The following is a 16,522-nucleotide window of genomic DNA, read 5'->3' as shown; positions in this document are numbered from 1 at the left end:
GTCAGAAGCACTTCTTGCCGTTGAGGCTCACATCGACCTTGAGCCCCTTCAGATGGAAGTTCCCTCCGGTGGCCGACCAGGCATGGGACTTGACGCCGTCGACCTCGATGTCACCGGCCTGCAGGCCGAATTTCCCGGGCTCGCCCTTGACGCCGGGGACCGCGTCGAGGGTGGAGGCGTCCCGGCCGATCTGCGCCGTACCGAAGTGGGCGTCGCCGACCAGGTCCTCGCCGTCGATGACGAGACTGCTGGCGGTGACCTGGCCGGCATCCCCGCCCGCGGTCAGCTTGAAGACCACGGTGCCCACCGGGGTCTTCACCTCGGCCGCCTGACAGATGTCGGAGAGCGTGGCGTTGCCGATGCCCAGCAGGGCCACCGGATGGCCCTTGCCGTCGACGGCCCGGTCCGTCTGGACGTACGACGAGAGGCCGGTGCTGGTGAGTTTCCCCGACGAGACCTGAAAGCTGGTGCCGGAGACGGCGAAGGACGCGGCGAGCGCACCCTGGGCCATGACGGACGCCATGACGCCGACCGCGAGGATCGCGGGGACGGCGACGACGGCGGTCTTCTTCCATGAGGTACGGCCCTCGGGTAACGGCCGTTTGGCTGCGCTCACTTGGTCCTCCCGTACGTCTGCCATACTGCGGGAATCCTGAGGCAGTGGGAGACTAGGGCCGAATTTGAATAATAGTCAACAGCGCGGAACGACCGAGCGATCCCAGGTTCGACGCGCCGAACTCATCGCGACCGGGCGGAAGTTGTTCGCCGACACCTCGTACGACGCGCTCTCCATGGACGACATCGCCAAGCACGCGAGCGTCGCGAAAGGGTTGATCTACTACTACTTCAAGAGCAAACGCGGGTACTACCTGGCCATCGTCGAGGATTCCGTCGCCGAACTGGTGGCCGGTGCGGCCGGCCACACGGACCTGCCGCGCGCCGAGCGCGTGCACCGCACCATCGACGGCTATCTGGCCTACGCGCAGCACCACCAGGCGGCCTACCGCACCATCGTCACCGGGGGCGTGGGCTTCGACACCCAGGTGATCGCGATCCGCGACGCGGTGCGCGAGGAGCTGATCGCCACCATCGCCATGGGCGCGTACGGACGCCGGGAGATCCCGCTGCTCGCCCGTCTCGCGCTGCGCGGCTGGCTGAACACGGTCGAGAGCGTGACGCTCGACTGGCTGGGCCACCAGGAGCTGGAGCGCGACACGATCCGCGAACTGCTGGTGCGGATGCTGCGCAAGACGCTCGATGCGATCGGGGAGTTCGTCCCCGAATGCCCGGCCCCGCCACCGGCCGGAACATAGTGCGAGAGGTGGGGGAGCCGCCGGGCTCCCCCACCCCAAGTGTCATGCGGTGGCGGTCAGTTGACGGACTTGATCAGTTCGCCGTTGGAGGTGTCACCGCTGAGCTCCCAGAGGAAGGTCCCGCCGAGACCCTGCTGGTTCTTGTAGCTCATCTTTCCCGCGATCGTCGCCGGGGTGTCGTAACTCCACCAGTTGGAACCGCACTTGGCGTATGCGGTCCCGGCGATCGTACCCGTGGCGGGGCAGCTGGACTTGAGCACCTTGTAGTCCTCGATGCCCTGCTCGTACGTCCCGGGGGCCGGCCCCGTCGCCGTACCGCCCGGAGCGTCCTGGGTCACACCGGTCCAGCCGCGGCCGTAGAAGCCGATGCCGAGCAGCAGTTTGTCCGAAGGGACGCCGAGCGACTTGAGCTTGGTGATCGCCGCGTCGCTGTTGAAGCCTGCCTTGGGGATCCCCGTGTACGAGGTCAGCGGGGAGTGCGGTGCGGTCGGGCCCTGGGCGTCCCAGGCGCCGAAGAAGTCGTACGTCATGGGGTTGTACCAGTCGACGTACTGAGCGCCACCCGCGTAGTCGGCGGCCTCCAGCTTGCCTCCGGCCGAGGCGTCCGCCGTGATCGCGGCGGTGACCAGGCTGGAACTGCCGAACTTCGAACGCAGCGCGGACAGAACGTTCTTGATGGCCGCGGCGCCGCTGGTGTCACAGGAGAGGCCGCAGGCGTTGGGGTACTCCCAGTCGATGTCGATGCCGTCGAAGACATCGGCCCAGCGCGGGTCCTCGACGAGGTCGTAGCAGGACTGGGCGAAGGCGGCCGGGTTCTGGGCTGCCTGGCCGAAGCCGCCGGACCAGGTCCAGCCGCCGAAGGACCAGATCACCTTGAGACCGGGGTGGAGCTTCTTGAGCTTGCGGAGCTGGTTGAAGTTGCCGGCGACGGGCTGGTCCCAGGTGTCGGCGACGCCGTCGACGCTGCCGGACGCGTCGTACGTCTTCTGGTAGTCGGCGTAGGCGTCGCCGATCGCGCACTTGCCGCCGGTGACATTGCCGAAGGCGTAGTTGATGTGCGTGAGTTTGGCGGCGGAACCCGACGTCTCGATGTTCTTGACGTGGTAATTGCGCTGGTAGACGTCCCAGTCGGCGAAATATCCGACGACCTTGCTGCCAGCCGCGGCGGTCTGTGCCGTCTGTGCGGTCCGTGTCTGCGTGGCCTCTTCGCCGGCCGAGGCGCTGTGCGCCCCGAACAGCAGAGTCGCGCCGAGCACGCCCGTACAGGCTGCGGCGATGAACGCCCTGAAGCGGGCGCGGGAACGGTGTGGTCCGAACATCGTGTCACCTCGTGGGGGAGGGGAGCGTGGGGGGATGGTGCCGTAGACCCTTATTTGACATGAACGCGCAAGGCGCTCGGGGTGAACGGTAGAAGGACTAGACCAGTGCGGTCAATGGTTCGGACCAATTCCGGCCCGTGACGGGAGTCCGCCGATCGGGCATACTCAAGCCGCCACAGCCGCTCTGGTCAGCCTCTTCCGCGATCCGGAAGGGCAGCATCGGTTGCAGGCCGAGACCCGGCGGCGCCGCCACACCCTGGCCGCGCGTACGCCGCAGCGCCCGACAGGGAGGAGAGCGTCGACATGCCCGACCGCGCCCCGCAGTTGGTGGACCGTCAGTTGCCCACCGAGGAGTCCCGGGACCTCATCGCCCTCGTGCGAGACATGGTCCAGCGCGAGATCGCACCCGGAGCGTCCGCCGAGGAGGAGGCCGGGCACTTCCCGCGCGAGATCTTCACGCTGCTCTCCGAGTCCGGACTGCTCGGACTTCCCTACGACAGCGAGTTCGGGGGCGGTGACCAGCCCTACGAGGTCTACCTCCAGGTGCTCGAAGAGCTCGCATCGGCCCGCCTGACCATCGGCCTCGGCGTCAGCGTCCACTCCCTCGCCTGCCACGCCCTGGCCGGCTACGGCACCAAAGAACAGCAGGCCGCCCACCTCCCCGCCATGCTCGGCGGCGGACTGCTCGGCGCCTACTGCCTCTCCGAGCCCGCCTCGGGCTCGGACGCGGCCTCACTGCGTACGAAAGCCGTGCGCGACGGAGCGGACTGGGTGCTCACCGGCACCAAGGCCTGGATCACCCACGGCGGATACGCCGACTTCTACACGGTCCTCGCCCGGACCGGCGCCGAGGGGCCCCGCGGCATCACGGCCTTCCTCGTCTCCGGTGACGCCGAGGGGCTGAACGCCGCCGCGCCCGAGAAGAAGATGGGCATGAAGGGCTCGCCCACCGCCCAGCTGAACTTCGACGGAGTCCGGGTCTCCGACTCCCGCCGGCTCGGCGAGGAGGGCCAGGGCTTCGCCATCGCGCTCTCCGCGCTCGACTCCGGCCGGCTCGGCATCGCCGCCTGTGCCGTCGGCGTCGCCCAGGCGGCCCTGGACGAGGCGGTCGCGTACGCCACGGGCAGGCAGCAGTTCGGCCGCCCCATCGCGGACTTCCAGGGGCTGCGCTTCATGCTCGCCGACATGGCCACCAGGATCGAGGCCGGCCGGGCGCTCTATCTGGCCGCCGCACGGCTGCGCGACGCGGGGCGGCCCTTCTCCCGGCAGGCCGCCATGGCCAAGCTCTTCTGCACGGACACGGCGATGCAGGTGACCGTCGACGCGGTCCAGGTGCTCGGGGGGTACGGCTACACCGTGGACTTCCCCGTCGAGCGCTATATGCGCGAGGCCAAGGTGCTGCAGATCGTCGAGGGCACCAATCAGATCCAGCGGATGGTCATCGCCCGCCACCTTGCGGGTCCCGAGACCCACTGACCTGGTGGGACCAGGCGGGGAACGCCGTGAGCCGCGACCACTCCCGGTCGCGGCGCCCCGGCAGGGTTCTGCCGTCGGTCTCCCAGCGGTGGACGATGCTCTGGTAGATCGGCGTCGCCGAGGAGAGCGGAATCGATTCTTCCGTTACGGGGGCGGTAAGGAGACGGCGCCGCCCGGTGCCGGCCGTGAAGTGCACAGGGGTCATACCGGGCAAACGCTCGATGGAGCGTCCAGGTCACGGCTTCCGCGGCTTCGCGGCTCTGGCTCCGGGTGAGGTTTCTGACGTACCGTCAACTTCCTTGCCGCCCAGGAGGTACGCCGTGACCGTGGACCGACCCGTTGCGCTCGACGAATACCCCATCCACCAGGCGCCTTTGTCGATGAAGCATGTCGCCACAGGTGACCGGAACGCCTACGACCGCTGCATCTTCCATGTCTTCGACCACGAAGGCAGGGCGCTGCTCATCGTCGGATTGGGTGTCTATCCGAACACAGGAGTGATCGACGCCTATGCGACGCTGAGGCGCGGAGACCAACTCCTCGCCGTACGGGCCTCCGACGCCCTCACCGACGACCGGATGAACCTCGCCGTGGGCCCCCTGCGGATCACCGTCGACGAGCCGCTGCGCCGGCTGACCCTGCACTGCGACGCCGACCCCGGCGATCCGGACTCCCTCGCGTTCGACATCGAGTGGAGCGCGGACTTCCCGGCCGTCTGGGAGCCCCACCACGTCCAACGCCGGGGCGAGCGGCTGATGCTGGAGGGCCGCCGCTACGTCCAGGCGGGCAGTTGTACGGGGACGATCCGCGCCGGCGGCGAGGAGATCCAGCTTGCCGCGGGGGAGTGGACCGGTACCAGGGACCGCAGTTGGGGGGTGCGGCCCATCCCCGGCGAGGAGGGCGGCCGTGCGGCCGAGGACCACCGCCCCGAGGGCTTCCACTGGCTCTGGATCCCGGTCCGCTTCGCCGACCGCTTCCTCATGGTCATCGCCCAGGAGGACGCCGACGGCTACCGGACGCTGAACGAGGCACTCCTCGTACGCGACGCACTGCCCGATGCCCAACTCGGCTGGCCCCGCGCCGACATCGCCTACCGCCCCGGCACCCGCCACCCCGAGCGCGCCGTGATCCACCTGACCGACCCGGCGGGCAAACCCATGGAGCTGGGCGTCGAAATCCTCTGCTCCTCACCCCTCGCGGTCGGTGCCGGCTACCCGCCCGCCGCCGACTGGCAGCACGGCACCTGGCAGGGGCGCGGCTGGACCGACCGGCGCGGGTACGACCTCTCCGACCCGGCGGCCCACCCCATGGCGGCCTTCGGCGTCACGGACCACGCGGCCCGCTTCACCCTCGACGGGCAGACCGGCCACGGCATCTTCGAGCACGGCAGTTTCGGCCGCCACGACCCGAGCGGATTCACCGGGTACGACTCGGTCGCCCCCTGACGCCCGTCCCTCACCCCCTGAAGCCCCGCGAGCGAGGAGCACCGCCATGACCACGGCACCCCGCCCCCGCACCACCACCCGCGATCCGCAGGAGCTCGGCCGCCGGCTGACGGCCTGGTTCTCCGGGCCGCTGCCGGGCGCACGCCTCGAAGGCATCACCGTCCCGGACTCCAACGGCATGTCCAGCGAGACGCTCCTCTTCGACCTGGTCCATCCCGATGCGCCGGTACGGGCCTGCGTGCTGCGCCTGGCCGCCGACCCGGCCGCGTACACGGTCTTCCCGTCGTACGACATGGAGCGCCAGCACCGCGTCATGCGTCTCGTCGCCGAGCACACCGACATACCGGTGCCGCTCGTGCGCTGGCTCGAAACGGATCCCGGGCCCCTCGGCGCGCCGTTCTTCGTGATGGACCGGGCCGATGGCCGGGTCCCGCCGGACGTCATGCCGTACACGTACGAAGGGAACTGGCTCCACGAGGCGACGGACGGCGAACGCGCCCACCTGGAGCGCGAGACGGTCTCCGTGCTCGCCCGGCTGCACAGCCAATTCCCGCCGAAGGAAGCCGAGTTCCTGCTTCCGGAGGGCTCGGGGAGTCCGCTGCGGCGCCATGTGGCGGCACAACGGGCCTACTACGCCTGGGTGGTGAAGGGCTTCGCACCCTCACCGCTCATCGAGAGCGCCTTCGACTGGCTCGAGGCGCACTGGCCGGACGACGAAGGGCCGGCGGTCCTCGGCTGGGGCGACGCCAGGATCGGCAACATCATCTACGACGGCTTCGACCCCGCCGCCGTACTCGACTGGGAGATGGCGGCCTGCGGCCCGCGCGAACTCGACCTCGGCTGGGCCGTCTATCTGCACCGCTTCTTCCAGGACCTCACCGAATCGTTCGGCCAGAGCGGCCTGCCGCAGTTCCTGCGCCGCGAGAACATCGAGCGCGAGTACGCCACGCTCACCGGCCACACGCCCCGCGACATGGAGTTCCACACGCTCTACGCGGCCCTGCGGCACGCGATCGTGATGCTCAGAATCGCCTACCGCCAGGTCCACTTCGGTGAGGTCGAGGTGCCGGAGAACCCGGACCTGATGATCCTGCACCAGGCCACTCTGGAGGCCATGGTGCACGGAACGTACTGGTGATCAGGCGGCGCGCCGCATCTGCGGAACCCTCATCGGACGCGAGCCCGGACCGCCCACGTGCGAGAAGGGCTGCGTACGCCAGTCGAGCCCCTGAGGGAGCGTCAACAGCAGCGCGGTGTCCTGCTCCTGGACCTCCAGGGTCTCGTCAGCGGGCTTGGCGTCCGCGGCCGGACGGCCGGTCCCCGTGCACGCCGTGAGCCCGAACGGGTTCCACGGGCTGGCGCAGAGCGCGTGCTGGGGCAGGACGTCCTCGTCCGCCAGCAGCGCGATCGGCTGCGCGCAGTCCGGGCAGATGACCCGGAACATCTCAAAAGTGTCGTACGCGTCCAGCTCGGTGTCCGCATCGGTGTCGATGCCGGCGGATGCGAAGGATGCGGCGGGATCAACGGATTTCAGGTTCTGCATGGAGACTCCCCCTTGGGTGGGCCGACCAGGCGCAGTGGCCTCGACCACAGCAAGCACTTCCCGTCAGGCCCGCGCGGTAACCGCTTCACCCGTACGGACACGGCCACAAACCTGTGGCGTTCGTCACATGCCCGCCGTAGGTGCCCCTTCCGGGTTGCCGCCGACTGTGCCGGAAGCGACCCGGGGCCATAGGTTGATCCGCATGGAGGAGCTGGATCGTCAGATTGTGGAGCTGCTCGTCAAGGACGGGCGGATGAGCTACACCGACCTGGGCAAGGCCACCGGCCTGTCCACCTCGGCGGTGCATCAGCGCGTCCGCAGGCTGGAGCAGCGCGGAGTGATCCGCGGTTACGCCGCGGTCGTCGACCCGGAAGCCGTCGGCCTGCCGCTCACCGCGTTCATTTCGGCGAAGCCCTTCGACCCCAGCGCTCCGGACGACATCGCGGAGCGGCTCGCCGGCGTCGCCGAGATCGAGGCGTGCCACAGCGTCGCGGGCGACGAGAACTACATCCTCAAGGTCCGCGTCCCCACCCCGCTCGCCCTGGAGCACCTGCTGACCCGGATCCGTTCCCTGGCGGGCGTCTCCACCCGTACGACCGTCGTCCTCTCCACGCCGTACGAAGCCCGCCCGCCGCACATCTGACCCCCGGTACGGACCATGGGCGCGCAGGCGCGAGACTGGACCCCATGACCGAGCGCACCGCCTCCCAGGCCGACCACCGCACCGTGCTGCTGCGCGGTGGAGACATCCACAGCCCCGCCGACCCCTTCGCCACCGCGATGGTCGTCGAGCGCGGCCATGTCGCCTGGGTCGGTTCCGAAGGAGCGGCGGACGCTTTCGCCGGCGGTGTCGACGAGACGGTCGACCTCGAAGGGGCCCTGGTGACCCCGGCGTTCACGGACGCACATGTGCACACGACCGCCACCGGCCTCGCGCTGACCGGCCTGGATCTGTCCCGGGCCCGGACGGCGGCCGAGGCGCTCGCTCTCGTACGGACCCATGCGACGGCCCGTCCCGGCGACAAGGTCCTGCTCGGCCACGGCTGGGACGCCGCCCGCTGGACCGGCGAGCAGTCGCTGTCCCGCCGGGCGCTCGACGAGGCGTCGGGCGGCCGTCCGCTCTATCTGCCCCGGATCGACGTCCACTCCGCGGTGGTCTCCACCGCCCTCCTCGACCTGGTGCCGGGCGTCACCGAGCTCGCCGGCTACCGCCCGGACGCTCCGCTCACCGGAGCCGCCCACCACGCCGTGCGCGCCGCCGCGCATGCAGCGGTCACCCCGGTGCAGCGCACCGAGGCGCAGCGCGCCGCGCTCGCCCACGCCGCCTCGCTCGGCATCGGGGCGCTCCATGAGTGCGGGGGCCCCGAGATCTCCGACGAGGACGATTTCACCTCACTGCTGAAGCTCGCCGCCGACGAGGCGGGGCCGAGGGTCTTCGGCTATTGGGCCGAGGAGATTGCACACGCCAAGGATGCCGAGCGCATTCGTGAACTGGGTGCGATCGGCGCCGCCGGCGACCTTTTCGTCGACGGCTCCCTCGGCTCGCACACCGCCTGCCTCCATGAGTCCTACGCCGACGCCCTGCACACCGGCACGGCCCACCTCGACGCACACGCCGTCGCCGCCCATGTCGTCGCCTGCACCGAGGCGGGTCTCCAGGCCGGCTTCCACGCCATCGGCGACGCCGCCGTCACCGCTGTCGTCGACGGGGTGCGCGCCGCCTCGGAGAAGGTCGGCCTGGCCCGGATCCGCGCGGCCCGCCACCGCGTCGAGCACGCCGAGATGCTCACCCCCGAGACGATCGCCGCTTTCGCCGAACTGGGCCTGACCGCCTCGGTCCAGCCCGCCTTCGACGCGGCCTGGGGCGGCGAGAGCGGCATGTACGCCGACCGCCTCGGCGCCGACCGGGCCCGCACCCTCAATCCGTACGCCGCCCTGCTGCGCGCCGGAGTCCCCCTCGCCTTCGGCTCGGACAGCCCCGTCACCCCGCTCGACCCCTGGGGCACCGTGCGCGCCGCCGCCTTCCACCGCACGCCCGAGCACCGGGTCTCGGCTCGCGCCGCGTTCACCGCCCACACGCGCGGCGGCTGGCGGGCGATCGGCAGGGACGACGCGGGTGTGCTCGTACCCGGTGCTCCCGCCGACTACGCGGTCTGGCGTACGTCCGAACTGGTCGTCCAGGCACCCGACGACCGGGTCTCCCGCTGGTCCACCGACCCCCGTTCCGGCACCCCGGGGCTGCCCGACCTGACCCCGGGAGCCGAACTCCCGGTCTGCCTGCGGACCGTGGTGTTCGGACAAACGGTCTTCGTAAGGCCGAACGAGTGACATCGGGACATTTCGTACCGCCGATCGACTTCTGGCGGGCTCTCCGGTCACCTGCGGATCTTCCGTACTGACCTGGTGATTTGGGCCAACACCGCAGGTAGCGCGACTGTTGACAGAAAGCGGTCACCGGCGGGTAGGTTCGGCCGAGTCCACCACAGGACGTCCGGCCGGCAAACCTCCACGCAGTCGTCGAACGCCGCTGGGTCATGGGGTGGTGTGCCGGACCGGCGCACCGTCACCGGGAACCAGGTTCAGCGCCCGCGCCTCGGGGGCGAGGGAAGGTTTCGGCAAGGCCGGATGGTGGGACCCGGGTGGGGCCCGGGGTTCAGTAGACAACGGCTCTCGGTCGACCCGCAGCCAGCGGGTCCCAGGTCGGCCCGAAGGACGCCGGGCCCCGATCCGCAGTACCCCGATCCACACTCCACGCGGCGCAAGCGAGCGTCGGCGGCGGCCTCCGGATGTGCGCTCGATATGGTGGTGCATCAGCGCATGGACAGTAAGGGGCAGCAGTGAACGACGGCGGTCAGCGGCGATACGGTCCGCTCGGCAAGGCCTTGGTCATCATCCCGACCTACAACGAGGCCGAGAACATCAAGCCGATCGTTGCCCGGGTCCGTGCCGCGGTGCCGGACGCGGAGGTGCTGGTCGCCGACGACAACAGCCCCGACGGCACCGGCAAGATCGTGGACGAGATCGTCGCGGGCGACCCCCAGGTCCACGTACTGCACCGCAAGGGCAAGGAAGGCCTCGGCGCCGCCTATCTCGCGGGCTTCCAGTGGGGCATCGACCACGGCTTCGGCGTTCTCGTCGAGATGGACGCGGACGGCTCGCACCAGCCCGAGGAACTGCCCCGGCTGCTCACCGCCCTGAAGGGCGCGGACCTCGTGCTCGGCTCGCGCTGGGTGCCGGGCGGCCGCACGGTCAACTGGCCCAAGTACCGGCAGTTCATCTCCCGGGGCGGCAGCACGTACTCCCGGCTGCTCCTCGGCGTATCGATCCGCGACGTCACCGGCGGCTTCCGTGCCTTCCGCAAGGAGACCCTCGAAGGGCTCGGCCTCGACGAGGTCGCCTCCCAGGGGTACTGCTTCCAGGTCGACCTCGCCCGCCGCTCGGTCGAGGCGGGCTTCCATGTCGTCGAGGTTCCGATCACCTTCGTGGAGCGCGAGATCGGCGACTCCAAGATGAGCAAGGACATCGTCGTCGAGGCGCTGTGGCGCGTCACGGTCTGGGGCGTCGGCGCCCGTGCGGGAAAGCTGCTCGGCCGCAAGCCGTCCTGATCTCCCGCTTACGCCGTCGCGGCGCGCGTCCAGGCACACTGGGAGCATGACGACCGGCGCACCGCCCCCGACAGTTCCCAAGCGCTCACGCGCCCGCACGATCGTGCCTCTCGCCATCGCCGTGTGGCTGGTGCTCGAGATCTGGCTGCTGACCGTCGTGGCGAGTGTCACGAGCGGACTCACCGTTCTGCTGCTTCTGGTGGGCGGCTTCGTACTGGGCGCCGCCGTGATCAAGCGAGCGGGCCGCAGGGCCTTCAGGAGCCTCACCGAGACGCTCAAGGAGCAGCAGTCGGGGGCCGCGCCCCCGGCGGGCGGCAACGGCGCGGAGAGCGGCGGCAACGGCTTTTTGATGCTGGCCGGTCTGCTGCTGATGATTCCGGGGTTCGTCTCCGACGCGGCCGGGCTGCTGTGCCTGCTGCCGCCCGTGCGCTCCCTGCTCAGCCGCTTCACCGAGCGCTCACTGCAGCGCCGGATGAACGCCGCGGCGCCGGGCACCCTGGGCGGCGCCTTCCAGCAGGCGCGCATGCACCGCCCCGACGGCAAGGTCGTCCAGGGCGAGGTCATCAGGGAGGACCGCCCCGGCCCCCGCCGGGACGAGGGCCCCCGCCCGCCCCTCACCTCCTGACACAGCAAGAGCCGCCGGCCTCCACACACCCTGAAGTGTGTGGAGGCCGGCGGCTCTTGTGCGTGCTGTTGTTCGCGAACGCCTCGGCGTTACGCGGACTTGCGGCTGTCCCGCGGGTGCACTGCGATGTTCATGGCACCGGAGCGAAGGACGGCCAGCCTCTCGGCCAGCACCTCCTCGAGCTCCTCGCGGGTGCGCCGCTCCATGAGCATGTCCCAATGCGTACGCGCAGGCTTGCCCTTCTTCTCCTCAGGGCCGTCCCCGTCTACCAGGAGTGCCATGGCGCCGCATGCCTTGCACTCCCACTCCGGCGGAATGTCCGCCTCTACAGAGAACGGCATCTCAAAGCGATGTCCGTTCTCGCATGCGTACTCCACCGCCTGGCGCGGGGCCAGGTCGATGCCGCGGTCGGTCTCGTAGCTGGTCACCACGAGGCGCGTACCGCGGAGAGCTCGCTCACTCATGAATCGTGCCTCCCGGGCTTGTCGCCCACAGGACAGGTGTCGCTGTCGTCGTCATCCGGTCAACGTCCGGTCGCCGGTAAAGATTCCCGTTGCCGGTCATGCGTCGCCCGTCGTGCCGCCCCTTGTTGTACCCACCAGTGCCCGCTTTGTCACATCTGATCGAAGATGTCACCCTGCGTCTTGGCGTAATCACCACGCAGTAACGGTCCGCCTGGCAGACCAAAGGCGTACACTAGCGGCCTTTTACTTCAAGGTCTAAATCCGGTCCGGCACGGCGTTTCCCGCAGCCGCCACCGCCTGCCTCACGGGTACCCGCGCAAGCAGGAAGAAACCGAGCAGGAAGAAGACCACGAGCGAGATGATCGCGTCCCGGTAGCTGCCCGTCAGCTGGTACGCCAGACCGAACACCAGCGGCCCCAGCCAGCTCAGGCCGCGGTCGCTCATCTCGTACGCGGAGAAGTACTCGGCCTCCTTCCCCTGCGGCACCAGGTGGGAGAACAGCGACCGGGAAAGTGCCTGGCTGCCGCCCAGCACCGTCCCGATCGCGGCGGCGAGGAGAAAGAACCAGACGGGCGCACCCGCGGGGAGGAAATATCCCGCGGCCAGAATCAGCGCCCAGACGGCGAGTGAGCCCAGGATCGTGTTCTTCGCGCCGTACGTACGGGCCATTCTGCCCATGCCGAGCGCCCCGGCCACGGCGAGCACCTGCACGATCAGGACAGCGGTGATCAGCGTCGTCTGGTCGAGACCGAGTTCCTCGGAGCCGAAGATCGACGCTTGCGAAATCACCGTCTGGACGCCGTCGTTGTAGACCAGATAGGCGAGCAGGAAGGAGAGCGTCAGCGGATGGCGCCGCATGTCCCGCAGTGTCGCCACGAGTTGCCGCCATCCGGCTCCCACCGCACCCGCGCCGTCGGCCCGCTCCACCCGCCGGTCGCGGAGCCTGCGCAGCGGGACGAGTGTGAAGGCGCCCCACCACACCCCGGCCGAGGCGAGACAGATCCGTACCGCCGCGGCCTCGGAGATGCCGAAGCTGTCGTGGCCCGAGTACAGGATCAGATTGAGGACCAGCACGAACGCACCCGCGGTGTAGCCGAAGGCCCAGCCGCGCGAGGAGACCGCGTCGCGTTCCTCGGGTCCGGCGATCTGGGGGAGATAGGCGTTGTACAGCACCATCGAGACCGAGAGCGACGCATTGGCGACGATCAGCAGGAACGCGCCGAGGAGATAGCGGTCGCCGTCCAGGAAGAACATTCCGGTCGTGGCGATCGCACCGGTGTACGCGGCGACGGCCAGCAGCGGCTTCTTGCGGCCGCTGCGGTCCGCCGCGGCGCCCGCCAGGGGCATCACCAGGATGGCCACGACGACCGAGAGGGAGACCGCGTACGCGAAAACCGAGCCGGCCCGCACCGGAATGCCCAGCGGATGGACGAAGCCTTCCGCGTCCGCGGCGGTCTTGGCCACGGAGGTGAGATACGGCCCGAGGAAGACGGTGAGCACGCTCGTCGAATAGACGGAGCAGGCGAAGTCGTAGAAATACCAGCCGTGTTGCTCGCGTCTGCGGGCGCCGCCGACCGCCGTGCTCCCCACCGCCCGCGCGGTCTTTTCCGCCTCCGTGCTCAACTGGCGCCCCCGTCTCTCAGATCCACGCTCCCCGCTCGGTGAGTACCGTGCGCAAAGTCTCGAGCTGATCGGTCATGATGCCATCCACGCCCAGGTCGAGAAGCCGGTGCATCCGGTCGGGGTCGTTGACCGTCCAGACGTGGACCTGCAGTTGGCGGGCGTGCGCGGCCCGTACGAAGTGCCGGTCGACCACCCTGATTCCGTTGTGGGACTCCGGCACCTGGGCGCTGACGGCGCTGCCCCGCAGGGGCGCGGGCAGACCGTAGGAGCGCAGCCGCAGCGCGAGGATTCCGCTCATGCCGTACGAGGTGGCCAGGCGAGGGCCCGCGAGGCGCTGCGCCCTGGCGACCCTGCTCTCGGAGAAGGAGCCGACGCAGACCCGGTCCCAGGCATCGGTCCTGCGGATCAGTGCGATGAGAGGGGCGAGCGCGGACTCGGTCTTGAGGTCCACGTTCCAGCGGGCCGCGGGGAACTCTTCGAGGAGCTCCTCGAAGAGCGGAAGCGGCGCGTGGCCTGCCACCCTGGCACGACTGACCTCGCTCCAGGGGAGCTCGGAGATCAGGCCGCCCGCGTCCGTCACCCGGTCCAGAGTCGCGTCGTGGAAGGCGACGAGCCGGCCATCCGCCGTGGTGTGCACATCCGTCTCGAAGTAGCGGAACCCCGCTTCGGCGGCGCGCCTGAAAGCGGTCGCGGTGTTCTCCAGGCCGTCCGCCGCCCCGCCGCGGTGGGCGAACGGGATGGGCGCGTCATGGTCGAGGTAGGAGTGGCGTGTGCGGGTCACCGGCGCAGTATGGCTCAGCTGTGTGTCCCGGACCTGAAGCGGTGGGCCCGCTTGTCCGGCTGGGGGTCCGGGGGTGATCCCCCGGGCTGATGCAGCGCCTGCTCCGGTGTACCGCCGGCGACGACCGTGCTGCCTTCGTCCGGCGCCGGAACGGCGAAGACGCGCAGGAAGAACTGGGCCAGTGGACCGATCGCCAGGGCGTACGCGACCGTGCCCACCCCCAGGGTCCCGCCGAGCAGGAACCCCGAGACCACGACGGCCACTTCCAGGGCGGTGCGTACCTGCCGTACCGACCGGCCGGTGATCCGGTTGAGGGCGGTCATCAGGCCGTCGCGGGGGCCGGGGCCGAAGCGGGCGGAGATGTAGAGGCCGGTCGCGACGCCGTTGAGCACGATCCCCGCGACCGTCAGCGCGATACGGGCGGCAAGGCCGTGGGTCTCGGGGAGCAGGGCGAGGGTGGCGTCGATCGCGATGCCGATGGCGAAGACATTGGAGACCGTGCCGAGCCCTGGGCGCTGTCTGAGCGGGATCCAGAGCAGCAGCACCGCGGCTCCGACGATGATCGCGATCTCACCCATGGTCAGGCCCGTCAGCTCGGCCAGCCCCTGGTGCAGCACACCCCAGGGCTCGAGACCGAGACCGCCGCGCACCAGCAGCGCCGAGCTCGCCCCGTAGAGGGCCAGGCCGACATAGAGCTGCAGCAGGCGCCGGGTGAGATTCCTGGACATGGCGTGCCCCCGTGTAGTGATAGTGGACCGATGCATGACACTCTGTGGCTTGGAATCAGATGCCAACCATGGCCAATTCGGGGAAGGTGGACTGAAATCCATGGCTCAGTGGACTTCAGCGGTCGGACCGGCTCAGCTGGCCCGCCAGCTCAACGCCCAGCAGTCCCGCCCCGCCGGGCCCGGAACCCGCAAGCCCCCCGCCTACCGGGCGCTCGCCGACGGCATCCGGCTCCTCGTCCTGGAGGGTCGCGTCCCCGTCGCCGCCCGGCTCCCCGCCGAGCGCGAACTGGCCCTGGCGCTCGCCGTGAGCCGCACCACCGTGGCCGCAGCCTACGAGGCGCTGCGCGCCGAGGGCTTCCTGGAGTCGCGCCGGGGCGCCGGCAGCTGGACGGCGGTGCCCGCGGGCAACCCGCTGCCCGCGCGCGGCCTGGAACCGCTGCCGCCCGAAGCCCTCGGCTCGATGATCGACCTCGGCTGCGCCGCCCTGACCGCGCCCGAACCCTGGCTCACCCGGGCCGTACAAGGCGCCCTGGAAGACCTCCCTCCGTACGCGCACACGCACGGCGACTACCCGGCAGGGCTGCCCGCGCTGCGCCAGATGCTCGCCGACCGCTACACCGCACGCGGCATCCCGACGATGCCCGAGCAGATCATGGTCACCACCGGAGCGATGGGCGCCATCGACGCGATCTGTCACCTCTTCGCGGGCCGGGGCGAGCGGATCGCGGTCGAGTCGCCTTCGTACGCCAACATCCTGCAGCTCATGCGGGAGGCCGGATCGCGTCTGGTGCCCGTCGCGATGGCCGAGGGGCTCGGCGGCTGGGACCTGGGGCGGTGGCGCCAGGTGCTGCGTGATGCCGCGCCGCGCCTCGCCTACGTCGTGGCCGACTTCCACAATCCCACCGGCGCGCTCGCCGACGAGGACCAGCGGCGTCAGCTGGTGGAGGCCGCGCGGTCGGCCGGCACGGTCCTGATCGCCGACGAGACCATGACCGAACTCCGCCTCGACGCGGACGTCGACATGCCGCGCCCCGTCTGCGCCTTCGACCCGGCGGGCTCCACCGTGCTGACCGTCGGCTCGGCGAGCAAGGCCTTCTGGGCGGGCATGCGCATCGGGTGGGTACGGGCGGCGCCGGACGTGATCCGCAGTCTGGTGGCGGCCCGGGCCTACGCCGACCTGGGCACCCCCGTACTGGAGCAGCTCGCCATCAACTGGCTGATGAGCACCGGGGGCTGGGAGGAGGCGGTCGCCATCCGCTGCGCGCAGGCGCGGGAGAACAGGGACTCTCTCGTCGCCGCGGTGCGCAGGGAGCTGCCCAGCTGGGAGTTCGACGTCCCGAACGGCGGTCTGACCCTGTGGGTGCGGACCGGCGGGCTCTCCGGATCCCGGCTGGCCGAAGTCGGCGAGCGGGTGGGGGTACGGGTCCCCTCGGGGCCCCGTTTCGGTGTCGACGGGGCCTTCGAGGGTTACGTACGGCTGCCGTTCACGGTCGGCGGCCCGGTGGCCGACGAGGCCGCCCTGCGGCTGGCGGCGGCCGCGAGGCTGGTCGAGACCGGTGCGGGCACCGGTGCCGAGTCCCCGCGGACCTTCGTCGCCTGA

The 16,522-nt window shown here is 70.2% G+C and carries 16 protein-coding genes; 9 read left to right on the top strand and 7 right to left on the bottom strand.

Features of this window, described 5'->3' with window-relative positions; genetic code table 11:
- Window position 1 precedes the first annotated feature (1 nt).
- Window positions 2–616, bottom strand: a complete 615-nt coding sequence (locus AB0H78_RS14610; RefSeq protein WP_363234728.1) for a DUF6230 family protein — start codon at window positions 614–616, stop codon at window positions 2–4.
- Window positions 617–680: 64 nt separating this feature from the next.
- Here AB0H78_RS14610 and AB0H78_RS14605 point away from each other — a divergent pair, with 64 nt between their 5' ends.
- Complete coding sequence (locus AB0H78_RS14605) at window positions 681–1,313, top strand: TetR/AcrR family transcriptional regulator (protein WP_363234727.1); 633 nt, start codon at window positions 681–683, stop codon at window positions 1,311–1,313.
- Between the two features lie 56 nt (window positions 1,314–1,369).
- Here the strand turns inward: AB0H78_RS14605 and AB0H78_RS14600 are convergent, their stop codons facing one another.
- The gene (locus tag AB0H78_RS14600) at window positions 1,370–2,632 is read right to left on the bottom strand and encodes a glycoside hydrolase family 18 protein (RefSeq protein ID WP_363234726.1); all 1,263 of its coding nucleotides are present in this window, start codon (window positions 2,630–2,632) and stop codon (window positions 1,370–1,372) included.
- Between the two features lie 303 nt (window positions 2,633–2,935).
- Here AB0H78_RS14600 and AB0H78_RS14595 point away from each other — a divergent pair, with 303 nt between their 5' ends.
- The 3 genes from AB0H78_RS14595 to AB0H78_RS14585 all read left to right on the top strand — a co-directional run bounded on the left by AB0H78_RS14595 (window position 2,936) and on the right by AB0H78_RS14585 (window position 6,691).
- Window positions 2,936–4,108: an acyl-CoA dehydrogenase family protein gene (locus AB0H78_RS14595; RefSeq protein ID WP_363234725.1), complete on the top strand. Its 1,173-nt coding sequence runs from the start codon at window positions 2,936–2,938 to the stop codon at window positions 4,106–4,108.
- A 320-nt stretch (window positions 4,109–4,428) separates the two neighbouring features.
- Window positions 4,429–5,553, top strand: coding sequence for a hypothetical protein (locus AB0H78_RS14590; RefSeq protein ID WP_363234724.1), 1,125 nt, complete (start codon window positions 4,429–4,431; stop codon window positions 5,551–5,553).
- A 46-nt stretch (window positions 5,554–5,599) separates the two neighbouring features.
- Window positions 5,600–6,691 carry a phosphotransferase family protein gene (locus AB0H78_RS14585; RefSeq protein ID WP_363234723.1) on the top strand — a complete coding sequence of 364 codons (1,092 nt, stop codon included), beginning with the start codon at window positions 5,600–5,602 and terminating at the stop codon, window positions 6,689–6,691.
- On the opposite strand, the gene AB0H78_RS14580 is transcribed toward AB0H78_RS14585, so the two are convergent.
- Window positions 6,692–7,096: a hypothetical protein gene (locus tag AB0H78_RS14580; protein ID WP_363234722.1), complete on the bottom strand. Its 405-nt coding sequence runs from the start codon at window positions 7,094–7,096 to the stop codon at window positions 6,692–6,694.
- A gap of 202 nt (window positions 7,097–7,298) precedes the next feature.
- Between AB0H78_RS14580 and AB0H78_RS14575 the strand changes: the two genes are divergently transcribed.
- The 4 genes from AB0H78_RS14575 to fxsA all read left to right on the top strand — a co-directional run bounded on the left by AB0H78_RS14575 (window position 7,299) and on the right by fxsA (window position 11,326).
- A complete protein-coding gene (locus tag AB0H78_RS14575) occupies window positions 7,299–7,739 on the top strand; it encodes an Lrp/AsnC family transcriptional regulator (protein ID WP_363234721.1) in 441 nt (146 codons plus the stop codon).
- A gap of 44 nt (window positions 7,740–7,783) precedes the next feature.
- Window positions 7,784–9,424 (top strand): amidohydrolase, encoded by a 1,641-nt coding sequence (locus AB0H78_RS14570; protein WP_363234720.1) that lies wholly within the window; start codon window positions 7,784–7,786, stop codon window positions 9,422–9,424.
- A gap of 509 nt (window positions 9,425–9,933) precedes the next feature.
- The gene (locus AB0H78_RS14565) at window positions 9,934–10,701 is read left to right on the top strand and encodes a polyprenol monophosphomannose synthase (RefSeq protein WP_363234719.1); all 768 of its coding nucleotides are present in this window, start codon (window positions 9,934–9,936) and stop codon (window positions 10,699–10,701) included.
- 46 nt (window positions 10,702–10,747) lie between these two features.
- Window positions 10,748–11,326 carry an FxsA family membrane protein gene (gene fxsA, locus AB0H78_RS14560; protein ID WP_363234718.1) on the top strand — a complete coding sequence of 193 codons (579 nt, stop codon included), beginning with the start codon at window positions 10,748–10,750 and terminating at the stop codon, window positions 11,324–11,326.
- 89 nt (window positions 11,327–11,415) lie between these two features.
- Here fxsA and AB0H78_RS14555 read toward each other — a convergent pair whose 3' ends face one another.
- The 4 genes from AB0H78_RS14555 to AB0H78_RS14540 all read right to left on the bottom strand — a co-directional run bounded on the left by AB0H78_RS14555 (window position 11,416) and on the right by AB0H78_RS14540 (window position 14,922).
- A complete protein-coding gene (locus AB0H78_RS14555) occupies window positions 11,416–11,790 on the bottom strand; it encodes an RNA polymerase-binding protein RbpA (RefSeq protein WP_329114219.1) in 375 nt (124 codons plus the stop codon).
- A gap of 255 nt (window positions 11,791–12,045) precedes the next feature.
- Window positions 12,046–13,413: an MFS transporter gene (locus AB0H78_RS14550; RefSeq protein WP_363234717.1), complete on the bottom strand. Its 1,368-nt coding sequence runs from the start codon at window positions 13,411–13,413 to the stop codon at window positions 12,046–12,048.
- A gap of 16 nt (window positions 13,414–13,429) precedes the next feature.
- On the bottom strand, window positions 13,430–14,194 hold the full coding sequence (locus AB0H78_RS14545) for a glycerophosphodiester phosphodiesterase (RefSeq protein ID WP_363234716.1): 765 nt from the start codon (window positions 14,192–14,194) through the stop codon (window positions 13,430–13,432).
- Between the two features lie 14 nt (window positions 14,195–14,208).
- Window positions 14,209–14,922: a hypothetical protein gene (locus AB0H78_RS14540; protein ID WP_363234715.1), complete on the bottom strand. Its 714-nt coding sequence runs from the start codon at window positions 14,920–14,922 to the stop codon at window positions 14,209–14,211.
- A gap of 100 nt (window positions 14,923–15,022) precedes the next feature.
- On the opposite strand from AB0H78_RS14540, the gene AB0H78_RS14535 reads away from it, so the two are divergent.
- Window positions 15,023–16,522 carry a PLP-dependent aminotransferase family protein gene (locus AB0H78_RS14535; RefSeq protein ID WP_363234714.1) on the top strand — a complete coding sequence of 500 codons (1,500 nt, stop codon included), beginning with the start codon at window positions 15,023–15,025 and terminating at the stop codon, window positions 16,520–16,522.

Source organism: Streptomyces sp. NPDC050738 (assembly GCF_040654175.1).
In the GTDB taxonomy this organism is placed as follows: Bacteria; Actinomycetota; Actinomycetes; order Streptomycetales; family Streptomycetaceae; genus Streptomyces.
Note: the sequence above shows the minus strand (reverse complement) of the source record. Positions and strands in the feature narration are given on the sequence as shown.

Coding starts and splice junctions, on each gene's coding strand:
- AB0H78_RS14555 (WP_329114219.1), bottom strand. CDS start 11,790: ATGAGTGAGCGAGCTCTCCGCGGTACGCGCCTCGTGGTGACCAGCTAC.
- AB0H78_RS14600 (WP_363234726.1), bottom strand. CDS start 2,632: ATGTTCGGACCACACCGTTCCCGCGCCCGCTTCAGGGCGTTCATCGCC.
- AB0H78_RS14570 (WP_363234720.1), top strand. CDS start 7,784: ATGACCGAGCGCACCGCCTCCCAGGCCGACCACCGCACCGTGCTGCTG.
- fxsA (WP_363234718.1), top strand. CDS start 10,748: ATGACGACCGGCGCACCGCCCCCGACAGTTCCCAAGCGCTCACGCGCC.
- AB0H78_RS14575 (WP_363234721.1), top strand. CDS start 7,299: ATGGAGGAGCTGGATCGTCAGATTGTGGAGCTGCTCGTCAAGGACGGG.
- AB0H78_RS14580 (WP_363234722.1), bottom strand. CDS start 7,096: ATGCAGAACCTGAAATCCGTTGATCCCGCCGCATCCTTCGCATCCGCC.
- AB0H78_RS14595 (WP_363234725.1), top strand. CDS start 2,936: ATGCCCGACCGCGCCCCGCAGTTGGTGGACCGTCAGTTGCCCACCGAG.
- AB0H78_RS14540 (WP_363234715.1), bottom strand. CDS start 14,922: ATGTCCAGGAATCTCACCCGGCGCCTGCTGCAGCTCTATGTCGGCCTG.
- AB0H78_RS14585 (WP_363234723.1), top strand. CDS start 5,600: ATGACCACGGCACCCCGCCCCCGCACCACCACCCGCGATCCGCAGGAG.
- AB0H78_RS14535 (WP_363234714.1), top strand. CDS start 15,023: ATGGCTCAGTGGACTTCAGCGGTCGGACCGGCTCAGCTGGCCCGCCAG.